The sequence below is a fragment of the Cyclobacterium sp. genome (genome assembly GCF_014762705.1).
In the GTDB taxonomy this organism is placed as follows: Bacteria; Bacteroidota; Bacteroidia; order Cytophagales; family Cyclobacteriaceae; genus Cyclobacterium.
In genome coordinates this window covers 62616-82081 of record NZ_JABURL010000070.1, presented here as the reverse complement: position 1 = coordinate 82081, position 19466 = coordinate 62616, and the positions used below count along the sequence as shown (strand labels likewise).

Genomic DNA, 19466 nt, shown 5'->3' with positions numbered 1-19466 from the left:
AATTATTATCCCCACTGCCCAATTCATCACCACCACTTGTATACCATTGTATATTGTATTCTCTCCAATCCTGAATTAAACTCTGGGCAAAAGGTTGTGACCATCCTCCGGAAATTAATAAATCAATCTGACCATCGCTGGCTCCGAAACAGGAAGGATTTAAAATGGTTTCTTCAGCGATAATTGGTTCGGGATCGATAATCTCGAAAGGTTCAGAACCAATACAGCCAGACCCATCAACTATTTCCATGGTGTAATTTCCTGCCCCTAAATTATCCGTACTAATTACAAAGTAATCCTCCGTGAGGCTGATTATATCATAAATTTCAGATACAATGTTATTGTTTTCGTCCAAAATGGTAAAAGATCTCAATGGTACAGCAGCATCATAAATAATATATTCCACCACTCCTCCTGGATCTCCTGCACACAAAGGGCCTGAAACATTCAATTCAAAATTTATAGTGTAGGCCTCTCCAATAGGTCCAGCGTCCCTGCTAAAAGTTCTGCCTAAATTGTCCTCAACAAGTATTTCATACTTTGAATTCCTGTCTAATTCCAGCTCACTTCCGCCAAATGTTGCACTAGCACTACTTTGACTGAAAAAAATGTTATTGATTACCTGTTCGCCAATTACATCTCCAGCCTCATTCAACAAAGTGAAAGTAAAAGGGAATGATTCAGAGGGTAAGCCTGGGTTTGGCCGGTAGGCCCTAACTGTCAGTGAAATGGTGCCCAAACAGGTGTTTTCACTATAATTGGTTTGGGTGAGAGGAGGGATGACCAGTACCCTTAATTCATAATCGTCGGCATCACCTAATCCGTCTGAAACACTTACATTTACCAGGATTTCTTCTCCGGCAGCGCTCCAATTCTCATCGTATTCTATCGTCCGGTTAATGATGTTTCCCGTAAAATCATACCCCGGTCCTGCCAATACCTCCAGCGATAAATCTGCGGGATCTCCATCGTAATCAATGGTAAGCATGTCCAGGGTGATTACCAGGTCTTCATCGTAAAAGATGCTTACCTCTTCCTGACCCGTAATGGAAATAGGTAAGAATACCATCCAGTCTTTACCCTGCGTTTGTAATAATGCACTAAGGGTCAATGTCATAACAAATATTGCGGGAGTCAAGAATTTAAATCTCGCATTGGTATAAAAAATAATCCCCTTCTTAAAAAGCCCCACAACAAAAAACAGTTTTAATTATATAAAATACAAAATATTGATTATAAATTTAATTGAAACAATAAAATTAAGCAATAGATTTTATAAATCGATATTACCTTTAGTTTTTTATTTAAGGTTTTAGAATATAGGCCAGCAGATCCCTTACCTGGTCTTCCTGAAGCCCCTCAAACAATCTTTCTGGCATGATGGACGTTTGATTCAATTGGATGTCTCGAATATCAGCATCTGAGATAAATTCACCTTTCCCACCCATAGGCGGTACCAGATATTTGATCCCTCCCTCATCTTTTACCAATTTTCCTACTACAATTCTTCCATCTTTAAGGGTAAGTTTCATGGTCTCATAGCCTTCCCGGATATCTGCATTGGGATTTATGGTATGCAATAACCAATAATCTAAGTTCGTACGATCGTAACCGCTTAAATCAGGACCAATATCCCCTCCCCCTTCTCCCAGCCGATGACAGCTGCCGCATTTGCTGACAAACAGTTGTTTGCCGGCCACCGCGTTTCCATTGTCCCGGGAAACTACTTCTTTCCAGTGCTTGATGCTTTCATTTATTTGCGCAGCGTCCAGAGGCTTACTTTCAGGCCATATTTGGGCTGCTTTACGCTTTATATCACCGGGTTCCATTGCATAGAAATTTTTTATCAACTGGTAAGGAACATCTTCTTTATGAATTACTTTAGTTTCGGTAATTTCATGGAAAAAGGCATTTGCCCATTCGGGGCGACTGGAAAACAAGCGGATAGCTTCCTCCCTGACATAACTGTCCCCCCTGATACCCGGATAGATGGCAGCCATCTCTTTCCCGATTTCAGCCTGATTAAAATGCTTCAGGCTGTGTATTGCTGCCTGTTTTAAAGCACTGGGACTGTTTCCTGATTTTATCAAATCCAATAAAACAGGTACAGTTGCCGGGGCTTTTACTTCTCCAAAAAGTGAAATGAGATTTAGTCTGTGTTTCAGAGATTGGTTTTCGTCACGAACCAATTGCAGTGCATCCGGAAGGTGGTCAAAATCGCCTGATTTTAATTCCAGTTGGAAGGGTGTAGTCTCCTTTTCTTTTGCGGCAATTTCTTCCAAAAGCCTGGGAGGGACAGTGCTCAGGTCCCTTCCTACCATCCCTTCATAGAATCCATTCACAAGGACCTGATCAAAGGATTCATTAGGAGAATTTGCCAGGAAATCGGCAGCTGCCTCATAGTGATTTCCCATAACCAGGCGTTGCACCATGCGTCCTGCCAGGTGGCTTTTGATGATGGGGTTTTGCCAGTTGGCCGAATTATCCCACCATTCCAAAACTAGAGAAAGGTCATTAGCTATTTGAGATTCCATTGCCCACCATATCAAAAGGGGGATATCCGGATCGTTAGGATCCAATTTAAGGAGTAGGAGGGCTTCCAAAGCGGGAAGAGCCTGTTTTGTGGGTATTCTTTTGATAGTGGAAGCGAACTGGCTGATCACTTCCGGAGAGCAATGCTTGGTGGCCAATTGAAGAAAAGTGGGAAAAACGTCATCGGGGATTAATTTCTGGTCCCCCAATAGCCTGATGGTCCACATTTGGACGTGGGGATCAGGGTGTTGCAGGGCTTGCCTTACAAAATCCCCTGTAAAGCCATTGGACAGATGAATGGCCCACAAAGCTTCCAAAGCATCCTGGGGATCTTCGGAATTGAATAAAGGCAGTAATTCGGGCAGGGCATTTTTGTCTTTCCGGTCTGCAAATTGCCTTAAGGCCTGTTGCCGGAACCACTTATTCGGATGTTGCAACCAGGTGGCCAGCTCTGTAAAATTTGCTTTGCTAAAATCAAAGGAAGCCATGTTTATGGCGTGTCCAAAAGGCTTTATCCGGTATATTCTCCCGCTACTTTTATGCCAGGTATCTCTGGGATCTACATGCGAAAGCCTGCTGTCATACCAATCGGCGATGTACACTGCTCCGTCAGGACCTGTCTTGATGTCAACAGGTCTGAACCATTTGTCTGCTGTTTCGACCAGGAAGCCTATATCCTTATTGGAAAATGAGGATCCATTTTCTTGGAGTTCTGTCAATTGTATATAATTGTGCAAGGGGTTAAGGGCCATCATATTGTTTTGGTATTTTGGCGGTAATAGAGCTGCTTCATACATCATGACTGCATGCGTAAACCTTTTATTTTCACCGGCTAAAGGCATATTTGGTAAATGTCCAAAAGCAAACGGGTTGGTAAGGGCTCCATGTTTGCCCCAACTCTTCACGTAATAGGCTCCTTGTTTGTAGTAGGGGCCTCTTCCGTATCCATTGGACCCTGAAAAAATACGTCCCTTGCGGTCAAATTCCAGATAAAAGGGATTGTTTCCACCTCCTTCGGCAAAAAGCTCAAATTCTTGTTTTTCCGGATGGTACCTCCAAATAGCCTGACCCTTAAAATCCACTGGTTCACTGTTTTTGGATTCGATCCTGGAAGAGGTAGTGCTTCCTTGTACGCCATAAAGCCATCCATCCGGACCCCAGTGGAGGCTATTGGCTACGGCATGGGTATCCTGAAGGCCAAACCCCTCCAGATGTACCTCAGGATCAGCATCCGGCAGACCATCCCCATTGGGGTCCGGAAAAGCCAAAAGATAAGGAGGGTTCATTACCCAAATTTTGCTTCGGCCAAGGGCTACTGCCGTGGCAATATTTAAACCGCTGATGGCATCAAATGACTTGTCATAAGTACCATCTCCATTGCTGTCTTCAAATACGCTGATTTTATCTGCACCTTTTGCTCCCTCTGGCGGGGCTTCTGGCTGCTTGTCAAAACTGACGCGGGTATGGTTATCGATAGACGTAATTTTTAACCCTTCAGGATAAGGGTATTGGTGATACTGTACCACCCAAAGCCTTCCCCGGTGGTCAAAACTCATGTGAATGGGCTGGACGATATCAGGTTCGCTCAATACCAGCTCTAACTCAAGATCTTCGGGTAACTGAAAAGCCCTCATTGCCTCGGCAGGATCGGTAGGAGCCGAATTGGGATCGGTAAGGTCACCTCTGCCTTCAAAATTTTCCATGTATTGTGCCACATCCTCGTTGGCAGCAATAGGGTGCGCAAATTTTTTTTCCTGGCAACCCTGATGAATCAGGGAAATTCCCAATAGAAATATTAAAGCAGGAAAGCCATTTTCAGGCAGTAAAAAGGATGTAAAGCTAATCATTTGAAGTATAGGGTAATGCCAGGTTGTGTAATGCCATTATTCGCATTAAATTATCGATTTTAGAGGAGCCTTCGATACTTTTCTCCATAATTTTTGATATTTTCGCTTAATTTCTTTTTAAAAAGACCATTTTTGGAATTACAATTGACTCAAAAATAATTGAACCCATGAAAAAAACCATATCCTTTTGGTTTCTGACATTACTCATTTATTCATCAGCCATTGGTCAGGAAAGCCAATGGCAACCTGTTAAAGATAAAATTCTAACGCCCTGGGCTCAAGATGTGGATCCGGGGAACCCACTTCCTGAGTATCCCCGTCCACAAATGAAACGGGATTCCTGGCAAAATTTAAACGGTTTGTGGGACTATGCCATAGTGGACAGAGGTACTCCCATGCCCGACGCATTTGATGGGGAAATTCTGGTTCCATTTGCCATTGAATCCGCCTTATCCGGGGTGGGGAATAGGGTAGGGAAGGACCATGAACTTTGGTATTTCAAGGACATAGAAATACCCCGGGCTACCAGAAAGGATAAAATATTGCTTCATTTTGGTGCTGTTGATTGGGAAGCTGAGGTTTTTGTCAACGGACAACCAGTAGGGCAGCACCTGGGGGGCTACGACCCTTTCTTTTTTGAGATCCAGGAAGCGTTGAAATCCGGCAAAACCCAATCCCTGGCCATCAGAGTATGGGACCCAACGGATGAGGGACCTCAACCCAGGGGCAAGCAGGTTAACGATCCCAGAGGAATTTGGTATACCCCGGTGACCGGTATCTGGCAAACAGTATGGCTTGAAGCTGTTCCTGAACAATACATATCCGCAATCAAAAACACGCCTGATCTGGACCATAAACAAATAAAAGTAAGGCCTGATATCACTCATTTCAAAAAAGGGCAAAAAATAAGCGTTAAATTGTTAGCTGAAGGGGAGCTTGTCGGTGAAACAACAGTGAATAATCAGGAAGAAGCCTTGTTTACCCTTTCCAGTCCCCATGTTTGGAGCCCTGATAATCCTTTTCTTTATGATGTAGAGGTCACTTTAATGGAAGGCCGGAAGAAAATTGATCAGGTGACGGGATATACAGCTTTGCGGAAAATCAGCATGGAGCCGGATGCTAAAGGCATTCAGCGGATGTTGTTGAATAATGAATTCCTTTTTCAATACGGCCCCCTAGACCAGGGTTGGTGGCCAGATGGACTGTATACGGCACCCACGGAGGAAGCTTTACTATTTGATATTCAAAAAACCAGGGACATGGGTTTTAATATGATCCGGAAACATGTCAAAGTAGAACCGGCCAGGTGGTATTATCATTGTGATCAGATGGGTATGCTTGTCTGGCAGGATATGCCCAGTGGAGACATGGGCAACCGATGGGAATCCAGGCCAGGGGTACTTGGTAAAGGTACAGAAAAGCAAAGAACACCGGAATCAGAAGCCATCTTCATGAAGGAGTGGAAAGCCATTATGGATGCCAATTATAATTTTCCTTCTATTGTGGTTTGGGTACCATTTAATGAAGCCTGGGGACAGTTCAATACTGAAAAAATCGTCAAATGGACCGTAAAACAGGATCCTACCCGTCTGGTGGATGGGGCTAGTGGAGGAAATTATACCAAGGCAGGCCAGATCATGGATATGCACAATTATCCTGATCCGGTGATGCCTGACCCATCTATTTGGGGCAAGGACCAGATTATTGTTCTGGGGGAATTTGGAGGGCTTGGCCTGCCTGTAGAGGGACATACCTGGCAGGAAAAAGATAACTGGGGATACCAGAGTTTTAAAAACAAATCCGAACTTCAGGACAGGTACAGCCAATTGATCAAGGATTTAAAACCTCTTATCTCCCAAGGTTTATCTTCAGCTATTTATACCCAGACTACAGATGTGGAGGTAGAAGTGAACGGTTTAATGACTTACGACAGAAAGGTGGTTAAATTTGAGCCATCATTCTTAAAAAATAAACATGCCGAATTATATTCCATTAAAATCCCCATGAAATGAAATCAACAATAATAAGTTCTTTGGTACTATCAGGCCTTTTGCTGGCCTGTGGACCGGGAGACACACAACAATCTGAAGAAAATCAGGAAACTCAATCTTTAACAGCAATGGATAAATCAAAATTTGAAAAAACCATCGATGGAAAACCCGTCAAATTGTACCGGCTCACCAATAAAAATGGTATGGAAATGACGGTTACCAATTTTGGTGCGCGGGTGGTAGAGCTTTTTGCTCCAGATAGAAATGGCAATTTTGAGGATGTGGTGCTGGGATATGATAATCTGGAAGATTACATCAACCATCCCGGGTCTTATTATGGAGCTCCGATCGGACGGTATGGCAACCGCATTGCGGATGCTGAATTTACACTGGATGGTGAGACCTATGAACTGGAGGCAAATAACGGTCCCAATAACCTGCATGGTTGGCCGGGCGGATACCATATTGTGGTTTGGGATGTAATTGAAGCCACGGATCAGAAACTGGCCATGAAATACGTTTCGGCAGATGGGCATGGAGGCTTTCCGGGAGAGCTGACCATATATATGAATTACTTTCTGACCGATGAAAATGAATTTAAAATCACCTATGAGGCTACCACCAATAAGCCTACTATCGTGAACCTCACCCACCACTCTTTCTTTAACCTGAATGGGCATGGTGAAGGGGATGTCCGCAATCACATGTTGGAATTAAATGCGGATAAATTTACTCCGGTCAATGAGGTATTGATACCCTTAGGGGAATTGCGGCCGGTGGAAGGCACTCCCATGGATTTTACATCAGCCCATTTAATTGGAGAAAGGATTGATGCTGACTATGAGCAATTGCAAAAAGGGGGTGGATACGACCACAATTGGGTAATCAACAGGGAAGAAGGTAACAGGGATACCAAACTGGTTGCCACCGTTTGGGTACCTGAAAATGGCCGAAAAATGGAAGTATTTACCGATCAGCCTGGTGTTCAGGTATATACGGGGAATTTTATGGATGGAACATCTCCTTCAAAAGGGGACAAAACCTATGGCAAACGGGGAGCTATTTGTCTGGAAACCCAACATTATCCGGATTCTCCCAATCAGCCTCAGTTTCCTTCAGTAACCTTGAGACCCGGTGAAACTTACGCCCATGAATGTGTGTATAAGTTTTCTGTAACTGAGTAAGTGATGTTAAAACTCAAGCATTTCCTTATTCCGGTCCTCCTGGTAATTGCGGCATGTTCGGCCGAAAAATCCGGTAGTGAAAGCCATCTGGAAAATAGTGATCCCGATTCCATTGGAAACTATCTGCCCTTGACTATTGATATGGCAGATAAGGCATTGGAAGAAATCATCCATTCTTCAGCCAAAGCTACCATCATTGGAAGTGGTTTTTCCTGGACTGAAGGTCCCTTGTGGCTGGAAGAGGAGGAAATGCTTTTATTTTCTGAAATACCCGCCAATAAAATTCATTATTGGAAGGAGGGAGGAGAATCCAAGGTTTACCTGGAACCTGCTGGTTTTACCGGAACTGTCTCCCGTGGAGGGGAATTGGGATCCAATGGACTCTTACTGGATCCTGCTGGTAAACTTGTTCTTTGTCAGCATGGGGACAGGCGGCTCGCCAGAATGCTAGCACCCTTGTCCGATCCGGAACCCAATTTTGAAACAATAGTAGGTCAATATGAAGGGAAACCCTTTAACAGTCCCAATGATGGGGTCTATGACAGGGAAGGGAACCTTTATTTTACAGATCCACCATACGGTTTGGAATTCAATATGGAGGATCCGGCAAAATCTATTCCTTTTCAGGGGGTATACCGTTTCAGCCATGATGGAACCCTGGACCTGCTTTTGGATAGCCTCAGCAGACCAAATGGTCTGGCTTTTTTACCCGGTGAAAAAGAGTTGATTATTGCTAATTCCGATCCGAAAAAACCTTATTGGTACATTTATAGCCTGGATAATGATGGTACCCTATCCAATGGCCGAATTTACCAGGATGCCAGTCAGTTGGTGCAGGGAGAATCGGGACTTCCGGATGGCTTAAAGATACGGAGCGATGGAGTCGTTTTTGCCACTGGACCCGGTGGAATATGGGTTTTCAATCCTTCTGGGAAATTTTTGGGAAGGCTGAAGGTGGGAGAATTGGTGTCCAATGTAGCCTTTAATAAAGAACAGGATGTTTTGTTTGTGACAGCTGACAGCTTTGTGGTGATGATTCCCTTGCTTTGACGAGAGGGAAGTTTGCCGGAAGCTTTTACCCAGTGAATTTGAGCATAGGTATTTTTTCTTTCAGCCGATTTTTGATCTTGTCAGGAAAGGGTTTTTTACCCATAAAGATATCAGTCAAAAATTCACAGCCTTTTTGACCATATTTCTGAATCAACAGATTTCTCAGGGAGGGTTGGGTATAAAAGACCCAGCCCATGATAGCTGAGGTTTTCAACTCCGGTAAAAGCTTTTCCTCCAGTTTTTTCTGATAAGCCAGGTTGGCGGTTTGAACATGCTCAAAATTCTCGGCGATTGCTGAAGCTGCCAATTCTCCTGAATACAGGGCATTAGAAATCCCTTCTGCAGTCAGAGGGTCTGCAAAACCGGCAGCATCACCTGCAAGAAATACAGGGCCTTTTGAAAACCCTTCCTTGCGGGGACTAATTGGAATTTGAAAACCGTGAGCGGAAGCGGATAATATTTCCTTTATACCTAATTTTTCCAGGTAATCCTGGTATAAAGCTTTCAGATTTATTTTTTGCTTTTTCAGGCAACCAACTCCAATGGACAAATGATTCTCTTTTGGAAAACACCAGGCATATCCATGTGGAACTGCATCCACGTCAAATCTCACCTTTTTGGACAACCTTTCGAAGTCCGCCTTGCCTACGGTGACTTCATATTCCAAAGCCGGGATAAGCTTTCTGCTTTCCCCCCAGCCTGCCATTTTTGCCGTGGGACTTAGTGCACCATCGGCAGCTATCAGGTAGCGGCATTGAATGTTACCGGCTGAAGTTTGCAGGATAAGACCATTTTCTATAGGAACTAACCCATTTAATTGGGTTTTATCCATAATTTGAGCACCCTTCTCCTTTGCGTGATCCACCAGTAAGGCATCAAATCCGTCCCTCATCACCATGCTGATTATAGGATCGGTTCTTTTGGTGGAGAAATAATGTGTGGAATGTTCGAAATATACTTCCAGCTCATGGAATTCTCTTTGTATTAAAGAGGAGATGTCAAAAGGCAGGCGGTTTCGGCCACGTAATACCAGTCCGCCACCACAGGTTTTATATCGGGGCAGCATTTCCTTTTCGATGATCAATACTTTCATGTTCCGGGAAGCGGCTACGTAGGCAGCCATGGCTCCAGCCGGACCCCCGCCAATGATGGCTATATCAAATGAATTCATGCATTTAAAAATTAAATATCGTCAGGTTCTCTTTCAGGAATATAGGGGCCGGATAAAATGATTTTGGTGACAGGTGAATTGGCTTCATAATCGATTTTTATTTTGTCTTGATCTGTTTCATGTATATTGAGACAGGCATTATAAAAAACTTTATTAAATCCCAGCCACAATGAGCCCTTAATTATAGAAGCAGAAGCTTCCCAGGATAGCAGCCTGATATTTTCTGCTATAGCTCCCTCGGTTTTGGTATAAAGACTGAGAAAAATGGCCAATTCCTTCCTTTTTTGTTCGAAAATAAGAGGTAACGCATTTTTAAATTCCTTTTCCGAAATTGGTTCTTCCCAGCTTAAAACCCAATTTTCCTGCATGCTTAAAATTAATTATAAATTTTCCCTACCTGTTTATTCAGGTATAAACACAATAGTCCATTTGTGAATAATCCATGTATTCATACGTGAAACCTAAGGAGATTTAAAAATAATTAATTAAATTGATTTCTTTCAGCATTGATTCAAAAAGTCAACCCCCAAACATTCATGCATACCCAAAGCCCTTGCTTCATTTCCTTTTATTTTTTAGTACCCATTCTTCCTGTAAAATGCTGTAATATTATATACTAATTTTAAGTTCCTTTGGCCACTGTTCAATAATAATTAATCTGTAACCTTTAAAATTAACCATAAAGAATGAAACCAATTGTTCAAATCAGCCTGGATTTAACCAATATTGATGAAGCTCTGGAAACTGCAGCACTGGCCATGCGTGCCGGTGTGGACTGGTTGGAGGCAGGCACACCATTGATCCTTGCCGAAGGCTTGCACGGCGTACGCAAGTTGAGAGAAGCTTTTCCAGACACCCCTATAGTTGCTGATCTGAAAACCATGGATGGCGGGTATCTGGAAGCAGAAATGATGGCCAGGGCCGGAGCAACCCATGTAGTGGTGATGGCAAGAGCCCATGAGGAGACCATCAAATGTGTGGTACAAGCCGGTAAAGACCATGGTATAAAAGTAATGGGGGATAATTTGGGCTGTCCGGATATGGTTCAGGGGGCCAGATTTCTGGAGGACCTGGGCTGCGATTTTATTGTTCACCACATTGGTTACGATGAAAGAAGAGGGATCGCTGCACAGGGAAAACGCATGCCCAGCCCACTGGACCAATTGAAGGAAATTGTTGACGCAGTAAGTATTCCAGTGCAGGCTGTTGGTGGATTGAGTCTGGAGCAAGCCATCTCTACACCTGGCTATGGAGCTCCATTAGTGGTACTGGGGGCACCATTGACCATTGATGCGGATGCCTTTAAAACTGCCGATGGAGACCTGGAAGCTTCTCTCAGAAAAATCTGTGCGGCTGTGCATGCACATGGGGATGTGGCCATTAAACAGAAATAACTTTAAAAAAAACCTTAGATCAATGAAATCAGCAGCTGTAGTTAATTATGCGGAGACCAAAGGTTCCGTGGAAGTGAGAGAAATTGAAAAGCCGGAGATAAGCAATGGGGAAGTTTTGCTGGAAGTGGCTAATGTCGGTGTTTGTGGCAGTGACCTGCACCAATGGACCGCTGATCATAGCTGGCCGGTAAATTATCCTGTGGTTCTTGGGCATGAGTTTGGGGGAAAAATTCTGGAAGTTGGACCCGGGGTGGATGGATGGAAAACCGGAGACCGTGTGGTAAGTGAAACCGCAGCTGTGATCGACCCCATGAACCCCATGAGCAGGGTAGGACTGTATAATTTGGACCCCACCCGAAAGGGCTTTGGATATGGAGTTAATGGGGCCATGACCCGGTATGTGAAAGTTCCGGCACGTTGCCTTCACCATGTTCCCGACCAGGTTCCATTTGAAGAGGCTTGTTTGACAGAGCCTTGTTGCGTGGCTTACAATGCCGTGGTCATGAATTCAGCCATCAAGCCTGGTGATCGGGTACTGGTGATAGGTCCGGGAACCATAGGAATGCTATGTGCTGTAATGGCGAAACTTAACGGGGCAGAAGTAGCGGTTCTTGGACTGGAAGCAGACAAAGGCAGATTGGAAATTGCCAAAGGATATGGCTGCGAGGGGATCATTGGAGATGCCACAGATTGGGCTAAATCCAGGGATGGTCTGGGAGCAGATCTGATAGTAGATGCCGCTGGTGCCAGTGCCACCCTGAAAATTGCCATGAATCTGGTAAGACCCAATGGGCAAATCACAAAAGTGGGCTGGGGCCCCCAACCCTGTAACTTTTCTTTGGACCCTATAGTGCAGAAGAATGTCCGGCTCCAGGGAAGTTTTAGCCATAACTGGCCCATATGGGAAAAGGTAATTGGCATGATGGGTTCTGGTATGTTGGATGTAAAACCCATAATCGGAGGCATCTGGCCGGTAACTTCCTGGTTGGAGGCCTTTGAAAAAATGCACCACGGTGAAGTGGTAAAAAGTGTACTCAAACCGGTTTAAAAATGAGATTGAAAGGAAAAGTTATCATCGTAACCGGCAGTACTACCGGAATAGGAAAGGCTATTGCCATTCGTTGTGCCCAGGAAGGTGCAAAAGTTGTAGTTCATGGTTTGGAAAAAGACTGGGGAGAGGCAGTGGTCCATACCATCGGAAAACATCAGGCGGTTTTACATGTGGAGGACCTCCAGGAAGAGGGCTGCGCGGACAGGCTGATAGGTCTGGCCAAAAAAACTTTTGGAAGACTGGACGCTGTGGTAAACAATGCCGCCTGGGTGGTGTCTTCTGATTTTCAGTCCGTTGATAAATCCTTTTTACAAAAGGTTCTGACCATCAATTCCATTGCTCCTTTTTTACTGATCAAAGCAGCCTTACCTGATTTGGAAAGCAATAAAGGCAATGTGCTTAACATTGGTTCTGTCAATGCCTGGAGTGGGGAACCCAATTTATTGGCCTACAGCATGTCAAAGGGAGCATTGATGACCATGACCAGAAATCTTGGAGATAGCCTGTTTCGGGACCATGGGGTCAGGGTCAATCAGATCAACCCGGGATGGGTGTTGACAGAAACGGAGAAAGAAAGAAAGAAAGGTCATGGTCTTTCCGATAATTGGTACGAGAGTTTACCCGGAATGTATGCCCCAGCCGGAAGGATCATTGCCCCGGAAGAAATAGCTGCGGGAGCCGTTTTCTGGCTATCAGATGAATGCGGCCCTGTCAGTGGTCAGGTAATGGAATTGGAGCAGTATCCCCTGATAGGAAGGAATGCACCAAAAGATACAAGTACAATCAAATAAACAAACGAAAAATATATGCCCAAATTAGCAGCATTCCCTAAAGCCTATATGCAGGCCTTGTGTAAGGATGGTACCATGAAAGTTGAGGAATGGATCCGCCTGGCAGCCAAACTGGATATTGATGGCCTGGAGTGGTATGCAGGTTTTCTGGAAATGGAGGATCAATCCAATTGGCCGAAATTCAGGAAAATGGTGGAAGATACAGGTAAAGTGATACCTATGATGTGTTGTTCCCCTGATTTTACACATCCTGACCGGGTATTCCGGGAAAATGAAATCCAAAAACAAAAAAACTGGATTGACATGACCCATACTCTTGGCGGCAGCTATTGCAGGGTTCTTTCGGGACAAAAAAGGCCGGAACTGAGCATCAATGAGGGAGTTAAACTTGCTTCTGAATCTATCATGGCCTGTATTCCTTATGCAGAGGAGCGGGGAATTACTCTGATTCTGGAAAACCACTACAAAGATGACTTCTGGGAGTATCCGGAATTTGCCCAGAAAATGGATGTTTTTTGTCAACTTGTAGACAGCATCCAGCATCCCAACTTTGGTGTAAATTACGATCCCAGTAATACCTTTTTGGCAGGAGAAGACCCCTTGGAATTGCTGGCAAAAGTCTCCCACAGGGTGGTAAGCATGCATGCCAGTGACCGGTACCTCAAATACGGCACCATAGAAGACCTTCAAAAAGAAGAAGGAGGTGCTGTTGGCTATGCCAAAAGGTTGAGTCACGGAGAAATCGGAAAAGGATTGAATGATTATGATGCCATATTCACAGAATTGAAAAGTGTTGGATTTGATGGATGGATCAGTATAGAAGATGGGGTGGATGGAATGGATCAACTGGAAAGAAGTGTTTTATTTTTAAAGAATAAAATAGCCAGATATTGGCCTTGATCAATGGTTTCTTTTCATTTCAGACCAATTTTAGTACTTTGAGAAACGGCTAAATGGGACATTAAGCATGCTAAAATGGGTTTCAATAGCCAGATATTATTCAAGCCAGGCACTGGCATGTTTGTCTTTCCTGGGTCTGATAATCAGGAAGAAAGCAACCCGTTTTGTAAAGATTAAATTGAAGTAATTATGAAAGCAGATTTGTTAGTTGATGCCCAATGTATCCTGGCGGAAAGTCCCACCTGGCATAAAGGGCAACAATGTTATATGTGGGTGGATATAGAAAAGGGTCATTTGTACAAGTTTGATCCAGTAAAAAAAGACAGTAAAAAATGGGAATTCCCCCATCGGCTTTCATTGGTAGTGCCTGGCCAAAACAGGAAATTGGTGCTGGCATTGGATGCCAAACTGGCCAGATTTGATCCTGAAACTTCCGATTTGAGCTGGCTTGCTGAAGTGGAGGAAGAACGACCGGAAAACCGATTCAATGATGGCTCCTGTGATGCAAAAGGCAGATTATGGGCTGGAACAATGAGCACCAAATTTACCCAAAATGCAGGTGCATTGTATTGCATGGACCTGGATCTTAAGGTGAAGAAAAAAATTGATTTGGTGACCATTTCGAATGGAATTTGTTGGTCACTGGATCAGAAGACCATGTATTACATCGACAGCCCCACCCGGAAAATCCAGGCATTTGATTTCGATATAGAAACAGGATTTATTAGTTTTAAGCAGATTGCGGTGAGTATTCCGGAAGAAATGGGCACACCCGATGGCATGTGTATGGACCAAAACGGTAAGTTATGGGTAGCGCATTATGGTGGATTTGGTGTATACCAATGGGATCCCAAAACAGGGATGCAATTGGACAAGATAGATGTTGCCGCGCCACATGTTACCTCATGTGCCTTTGTAGGACCTGAAAATAATGAATTGCTCATCACAACGGCAAGGGAAAACTTGTCTGACGATATGATTCAGAAATACCCACAGAGTGGAGGCGTGTTTTTATGCAAGATGCCGGTAAGGGGGGCAGCGGTTTTTGAAGCAGGCTTTTAGTCTTTAGTGGTATTTGGTTTAATATTACGGCACACCATTAGCCTAAATTATATCATTTCATGTTATTTTATCTTATCCAGGCAAAAACCAGCCTTCCCTGTACCGGTGCCGGATATATTCCTGAATGGCCTCTTCTGCATTCAGATCAACAAATTGACTGTTAAACCGAGGTTTGCCGTTTACCCGGGTGAATCCGTCTGATTGCTTTACCCTGAGCTGGTCCTCGGGGGTAATATTGGTAAATCGCATATTCGTCCCATCCCATGCGAGGGTTTTGTGCAAGCTTTGCAGTCTGATGGCCAAAACACCTAAAAGCACCATTTCGTTGAATGGTCCTGAATAGGCAAAATTGGCTGTGGATTCGATCCGGTTTTCAGGAGCTTCTTTACAGGCCCGAATCCAATCCTGTTCATGTGGACCGTCTTTGTAGCCTTTGGCAGAGGGAATCCTCCGGAGCCAGGGAGTTACTTTTGGTTCTCTGCCCGATAGCAATCTTCTACCAACACCTCCGGACCCACAATACAAGGTATCTTTACTACCGACAAATATGCAGCCTCCCAGTCCATCTGCCATGAGGTCAATGCCCTCAGGTAAACCATCCGGTCGGTAGGGGAGTAATCCTCCGTCATACCAGTACACATCCACTTCCGGTAAATTTACTTTTTCCAATGGTTTTCTTTCTGCAAAATGAAACTTGACTTGTTCGGATTGGGGAGCACTTTCTGTATTTATGGGAGAAGAAGTACCTTCAATCTCCGTAGGGTAACCCAAATTTAGGGCTGCATAGACCGGATCCAGTACATGGCAGGCCATGTCACCAAAAGCTCCGGTGCCAAAATCCCACCAACCTCTCCAGTTCCATGGTGTGTATATCTCATGGTATGGCCGATAAGGTGCTGGCCCAAGGAACAGGTCCCAATTCAGGGTTTTGGGAATAGATATTTTTGTTTGCGGCCTTTCCAAACCCTGTGGCCAAATGGGCCTGTCGGTCCAGGCATGCACCTCTCTGACCTCTCCAATTTCACCATTTTGGATCCATTCTATCACCTCTTTGGCATCAATTCCTGAATTGCCCTGATTGCCCATTTGGGTAGCCACCTTGTGTTCACTGGCAAGTTTGGTAAGCAACCTGGATTCATAAATGGAATGGGTAAGTGGTTTTTGGCAATACACATGTTTGTCCAGTTGTAATGCCGTAGCTGCAATCAGCGCATGGGTATGGTCCGGGGTTGCTATCATCACAGCATCTATATCCTTTCCCATGGTATCAAACATTTCCCTCCAGTCTTGAAACTTATGGGCTTTAGGGAAATCCTCAAAACAAGGCTTTGCATAATCCCAGTCCACATCACACAGTGCCACCACGTTTTCTGATTTCATGGCATTCAGATTGGGTCTTCCCTTTCCGCCAACCCCTATTCCGGCAATGTTGAGTTTATCGCTGGGAGGAACATGACCCAATCCACTCACCACATGGGAAGGTACGATGTAAATTCCGGTTGCACCCAGAATACTCTTTTTCATGAAATTTCTTCTGTTTTTATTCTCCATTTGGGGTTATTGGTTATTGCTCCTTTGTTAATTAAACATATTATCAAGTGTGTTGCTGATCAATCAGGGACCACTTCCACACATTCTACCCAATGTTTGGCTTTGCGACCTGTGAAATGTTCGATCTGGTGTCGGCAGCTAAAACCGCAAGCGGCCAGAGTGGCATCAGAAGGGGATTGTGTTATTGCCGGAAATAGAATTTCCTGGCCTATTTTCTCTGATAATTCATAATGCTCCTTTTCATAGCCAAAAGATCCGGCCATTCCACAGCATCCGGAAGGGATTTCTGAATAGGATTCCGGATCAAGCAATGTTTTTTTCATGGCTTGCGTACCGTAAAGTGCTTTTTGGTGGCAGTGTCCGTGCACCCACAATTGATCAGATTTAGCCTTCAGTTTTATAGGTAGGTTTCCCTTGTCCATTTCCCTGGCCAGAAAAAGGTCAATCATCATCACCTGTTTTTTCAATTTTTTCACCAGAATGTCATCCTCCAGCAAATCTGGAAAATCATCGTTTAAAGCGGAAGCACAACTGGGCTCACAAAGGACAATATCCAGGCCCTGATCCATATATTTCAGTAACCCATTCAGGGTGCTCATACCCTCTTTCTTTGCTTCCCGTAGAAAGCCATGAGAGATTTTGGGTCGCTGGCAGCAGCCTACGTTGGCCAGAATTACTTCAAAGCCACAATCATTCAGTAATTTTAAAGCCGCCTTTCCCACAGCGGGTTCATGGAAATTCAAATAGGTGTCTGCAAATAACACCACTTTCTTATCGGACTTGAAATGGTTATTCTTTTCAAACCATTTGTAAAAAGGTTCAGGGGCATAAGCCGGAAGCATTCGTCTCTGGTCAATACCGGTAATTTTGTCCAGCCCTTTTCTGAAAAGGGAGGAAGCCTGTATGACATTGACCAGGCCCGCCAGAAAACCTGAAAATTTTCTGGCCATCATGGGTGCATTTTTAATCATTTTATCCCTTAACCCTGCTCCATTCTTGTCAAAATAGATTTGCATGACATCACTTTTCATTTTTGCCATGTCTACGTTGCTGGGACACTCGGATTTGCAGGCTTTGCAACTCAGACAAAGGGATAAGGTTTCCTGCAGCCTTTCGCTAGCCAGCCCTTTTTCATCCAATTGACCGGACATGGCCATCCTCAGGGCATTGGCTCTTCCCCGGGTGGAATGTTCTTCATCCCGGGTAGCTTTAAAACTGGGGCACATGGTACCTCCCAGTAATTTTCTGCATTCGCCCACACCTGTACACATGTGTACTGATTCCTGAAAGCTTTGCTCGGTCTTGTAAAGAAAGGAAGTTGCTACTTTCTGATCTTTGTAGGCGGCTCCATACCTTAAATTATGTTCTATGGTTTGGGCTTTGACAATCTTTCCCGGGTTCATCAGGTTTTCAGGATCAAATAATTGTTTCACCTGAACAAAAGCCTGATAAATTCCGGTGCCAAAAAAACGCTCATTGAATGCACTCCTTACCAAGCCATCTCCATGCTCTCCGCTCCAGGAGCCACCATATTCCATGACCAGATTGAAAGTGTCTTCCGCAATGGCCTTTAATCTGTTGATATCGGCTTCCTGCCTTAAATCCAGAATAGGACGTACATGGATGACACCAACACTGACATGGGCGTACATGGCTACATCCGTCTCGTGCTTTTTGCAAATCTGAAGGGTACGGTCAATGTATTCTTTCAGGTGTACGGTAGGAATACCGGCATCTTCAATAAATGGGAGGGGTTTCTTTTTCCCCTTGATCCCCAGCATCAAACCCAGCCCTTTTTTCCTGACTACCCAGACATCCTCATATTCTGGTCCTTGTGGAAACAGGGGATAGGCATAGCCCAACCCCTGCTCCTGTAAATCTTTGATCATGGCAGTGGGCCTTTCCATCACCTCTGCCAAACTTTCCCCGTAAAATTCCACTATCAAAATGGCATCGGGATTTCCAGAGATAAAGTGGCAATGCCTGCTGGTGGTAAGATTTTCCCGGCTTAGATCCACCACAATTTTATCCAGAATTTCCACAGCCGATGGCTTGTATTTGAGAATGGGAGTGACGGCCCCTACTGCATCCAGTAGAGCTGTAAAATGAACTACACAGACAGATTTAAATTTAGGTAGAGGTTCCAGGTTTAAGGTTAATTCAAGTGTAGTTGCCAGCGTTCCTTCACTCCCTGTGATCAGCTTTGCCAGATTCCATTCATCCGTATTCACAAACTCATCCAGATTGTATCCTCCTACCCGGCGCATTACCTTGGGAAATTTCTCCTTGATTAAGGTTTTATTTTGTTCAATGATTTGCTTGAATTCCCTGTATATTTCTCCCTCCCTTGAAGGTTGGGATGCAATTTGCTGATAAGTTTCAGGGTCAGTTTTTTTCAAATGCAAAAGGGTGCCATCGGAGAGTAGCACTTTAGCTGCGATGATATGGTCTACCGTTTTGCCATAAATGATACTCTTGGTTCCGGAAGAATTGTTGCCTACCATGCCTCCTACATTGGCCCGGCTGGAAGTGGCAGGATCTACAGGGAAATGCAAGCCCATCGGTGCCAACTCTTCGTTCAGCACATCCCTGACCTTTCCTGGTTGAACCCTTACCCACTTTTCTTCCTGATTGATTTCCAGGGTTTGGTCCATGTATTTGGAAAAATCCAGAATGATGGATTGTCCTACCGTTTGTCCTGCCAGGCTGGTGCCTCCTCCTCTTGGTAAAATAGTAAGCTTTTTATCACTTGCCCAGGATACGGTCTTTATTACATCATTTTCGTCTTTGGGAAGGACCACTGCCAATGGCAGGATCTGGTAGATGCTCGCATCTGTGGCATACATGGCCAGGCTACCGGCGTCTGTCAATACTTCTCCCTGTAATTGGGCTGCCAGAAAAGATAGATCCGGCCTGGTTTTTTGTTTGGGTACTTGCATGAA

13 protein-coding genes and 1 pseudogene are annotated in these 19466 nt (G+C 44.4%); 8 read left to right on the top strand and 6 right to left on the bottom strand.

Annotated features, from left to right (window positions below; genetic code table 11):
* Positions 1-1117, bottom strand: a pseudogene (locus HUJ21_RS13270) (hypothetical protein); the annotation flags it as partial.
* Between the two features lie 187 nt (positions 1118-1304).
* Positions 1305-4379 (bottom strand): PVC-type heme-binding CxxCH protein, encoded by a 3075-nt coding sequence (locus HUJ21_RS13265; RefSeq protein ID WP_291370549.1) that lies wholly within the window; start codon positions 4377-4379, stop codon positions 1305-1307.
* 167 nt (positions 4380-4546) lie between these two features.
* Between HUJ21_RS13265 and HUJ21_RS13260 the strand changes: the two genes are divergently transcribed.
* Genes HUJ21_RS13260 through HUJ21_RS13250 form a run of 3 tightly spaced genes read left to right on the top strand, consistent with a single transcriptional unit; the run spans position 4547 to position 8604 of the window.
* Positions 4547-6391 carry a sugar-binding domain-containing protein gene (locus HUJ21_RS13260; protein WP_291370548.1) on the top strand — a complete coding sequence of 615 codons (1845 nt, stop codon included), beginning with the start codon at positions 4547-4549 and terminating at the stop codon, positions 6389-6391.
* Positions 6388-7554 carry an aldose epimerase family protein gene (locus HUJ21_RS13255; RefSeq protein ID WP_291370547.1) on the top strand — a complete coding sequence of 389 codons (1167 nt, stop codon included), beginning with the start codon at positions 6388-6390 and terminating at the stop codon, positions 7552-7554. The genes HUJ21_RS13260 and HUJ21_RS13255 overlap by 4 nt, the downstream gene beginning before the upstream one ends.
* A gap of 3 nt (positions 7555-7557) precedes the next feature.
* Positions 7558-8604 carry an SMP-30/gluconolactonase/LRE family protein gene (locus HUJ21_RS13250; protein WP_291370546.1) on the top strand — a complete coding sequence of 349 codons (1047 nt, stop codon included), beginning with the start codon at positions 7558-7560 and terminating at the stop codon, positions 8602-8604.
* A 25-nt stretch (positions 8605-8629) separates the two neighbouring features.
* On the opposite strand, the gene HUJ21_RS13245 is transcribed toward HUJ21_RS13250, so the two are convergent.
* Together HUJ21_RS13245 and HUJ21_RS13240 are read right to left on the bottom strand one after the other, a co-directional pair.
* Complete coding sequence (locus HUJ21_RS13245) at positions 8630-9775, bottom strand: NAD(P)/FAD-dependent oxidoreductase (protein WP_291370545.1); 1146 nt, start codon at positions 9773-9775, stop codon at positions 8630-8632.
* Positions 9776-9786: 11 nt separating this feature from the next.
* A complete protein-coding gene (locus HUJ21_RS13240; RefSeq protein WP_291370544.1) occupies positions 9787-10143 on the bottom strand; it encodes a hypothetical protein in 357 nt (118 codons plus the stop codon).
* A 318-nt stretch (positions 10144-10461) separates the two neighbouring features.
* On the opposite strand from HUJ21_RS13240, the gene HUJ21_RS13235 reads away from it, so the two are divergent.
* From HUJ21_RS13235 to HUJ21_RS13215, 5 genes are all read left to right on the top strand, one after another.
* Entirely contained in the window at positions 10462-11169 is a 708-nt protein-coding gene (locus tag HUJ21_RS13235; protein ID WP_291370543.1) for an orotidine 5'-phosphate decarboxylase / HUMPS family protein, read from the top strand.
* Between the two features lie 22 nt (positions 11170-11191).
* Positions 11192-12217, top strand: a complete 1026-nt coding sequence (locus tag HUJ21_RS13230) for a zinc-binding dehydrogenase (protein ID WP_291370542.1) — start codon at positions 11192-11194, stop codon at positions 12215-12217.
* 2 nt (positions 12218-12219) lie between these two features.
* Positions 12220-13011, top strand: a complete 792-nt coding sequence (locus tag HUJ21_RS13225) for an SDR family oxidoreductase (protein ID WP_166146840.1) — start codon at positions 12220-12222, stop codon at positions 13009-13011.
* 15 nt (positions 13012-13026) lie between these two features.
* Complete coding sequence (locus HUJ21_RS13220; protein WP_291370541.1) at positions 13027-13911, top strand: sugar phosphate isomerase/epimerase family protein; 885 nt, start codon at positions 13027-13029, stop codon at positions 13909-13911.
* Between the two features lie 189 nt (positions 13912-14100).
* On the top strand, positions 14101-14973 hold the full coding sequence (locus HUJ21_RS13215) for an SMP-30/gluconolactonase/LRE family protein (protein WP_291370540.1): 873 nt from the start codon (positions 14101-14103) through the stop codon (positions 14971-14973).
* Positions 14974-15045: 72 nt separating this feature from the next.
* Here HUJ21_RS13215 and HUJ21_RS13210 read toward each other — a convergent pair whose 3' ends face one another.
* Entirely contained in the window at positions 15046-16497 is a 1452-nt protein-coding gene (locus HUJ21_RS13210; protein ID WP_291370538.1) for a Gfo/Idh/MocA family oxidoreductase, read from the bottom strand.
* A gap of 86 nt (positions 16498-16583) precedes the next feature.
* Positions 16584-19463, bottom strand: a complete 2880-nt coding sequence (locus HUJ21_RS13205) for an FAD-binding and (Fe-S)-binding domain-containing protein (RefSeq protein ID WP_291370536.1) — start codon at positions 19461-19463, stop codon at positions 16584-16586.
* Positions 19464-19466: the final 3 nt, after the last annotated feature.

What these genes read in the sequence shown, in the direction of transcription:
- HUJ21_RS13265 (WP_291370549.1), bottom strand. Translation starts at nt 4,379, where the DNA reads ATGATTAGCTTTACATCCTTTTTACTGCCTGAAAATGGCTTTCCTGCT.
- HUJ21_RS13260 (WP_291370548.1), top strand. Translation starts at nt 4,547, where the DNA reads ATGAAAAAAACCATATCCTTTTGGTTTCTGACATTACTCATTTATTCA.
- HUJ21_RS13255 (WP_291370547.1), top strand. Translation starts at nt 6,388, where the DNA reads ATGAAATCAACAATAATAAGTTCTTTGGTACTATCAGGCCTTTTGCTG.
- HUJ21_RS13250 (WP_291370546.1), top strand. Translation starts at nt 7,558, where the DNA reads ATGTTAAAACTCAAGCATTTCCTTATTCCGGTCCTCCTGGTAATTGCG.
- HUJ21_RS13245 (WP_291370545.1), bottom strand. Translation starts at nt 9,775, where the DNA reads ATGAATTCATTTGATATAGCCATCATTGGCGGGGGTCCGGCTGGAGCC.
- HUJ21_RS13240 (WP_291370544.1), bottom strand. Translation starts at nt 10,143, where the DNA reads ATGCAGGAAAATTGGGTTTTAAGCTGGGAAGAACCAATTTCGGAAAAG.
- HUJ21_RS13235 (WP_291370543.1), top strand. Translation starts at nt 10,462, where the DNA reads ATGAAACCAATTGTTCAAATCAGCCTGGATTTAACCAATATTGATGAA.
- HUJ21_RS13230 (WP_291370542.1), top strand. Translation starts at nt 11,192, where the DNA reads ATGAAATCAGCAGCTGTAGTTAATTATGCGGAGACCAAAGGTTCCGTG.
- HUJ21_RS13225 (WP_166146840.1), top strand. Translation starts at nt 12,220, where the DNA reads ATGAGATTGAAAGGAAAAGTTATCATCGTAACCGGCAGTACTACCGGA.
- HUJ21_RS13220 (WP_291370541.1), top strand. Translation starts at nt 13,027, where the DNA reads ATGCCCAAATTAGCAGCATTCCCTAAAGCCTATATGCAGGCCTTGTGT.
- HUJ21_RS13215 (WP_291370540.1), top strand. Translation starts at nt 14,101, where the DNA reads ATGAAAGCAGATTTGTTAGTTGATGCCCAATGTATCCTGGCGGAAAGT.
- HUJ21_RS13210 (WP_291370538.1), bottom strand. Translation starts at nt 16,497, where the DNA reads ATGAAAAAGAGTATTCTGGGTGCAACCGGAATTTACATCGTACCTTCC.
- HUJ21_RS13205 (WP_291370536.1), bottom strand. Translation starts at nt 19,463, where the DNA reads ATGCAAGTACCCAAACAAAAAACCAGGCCGGATCTATCTTTTCTGGCA.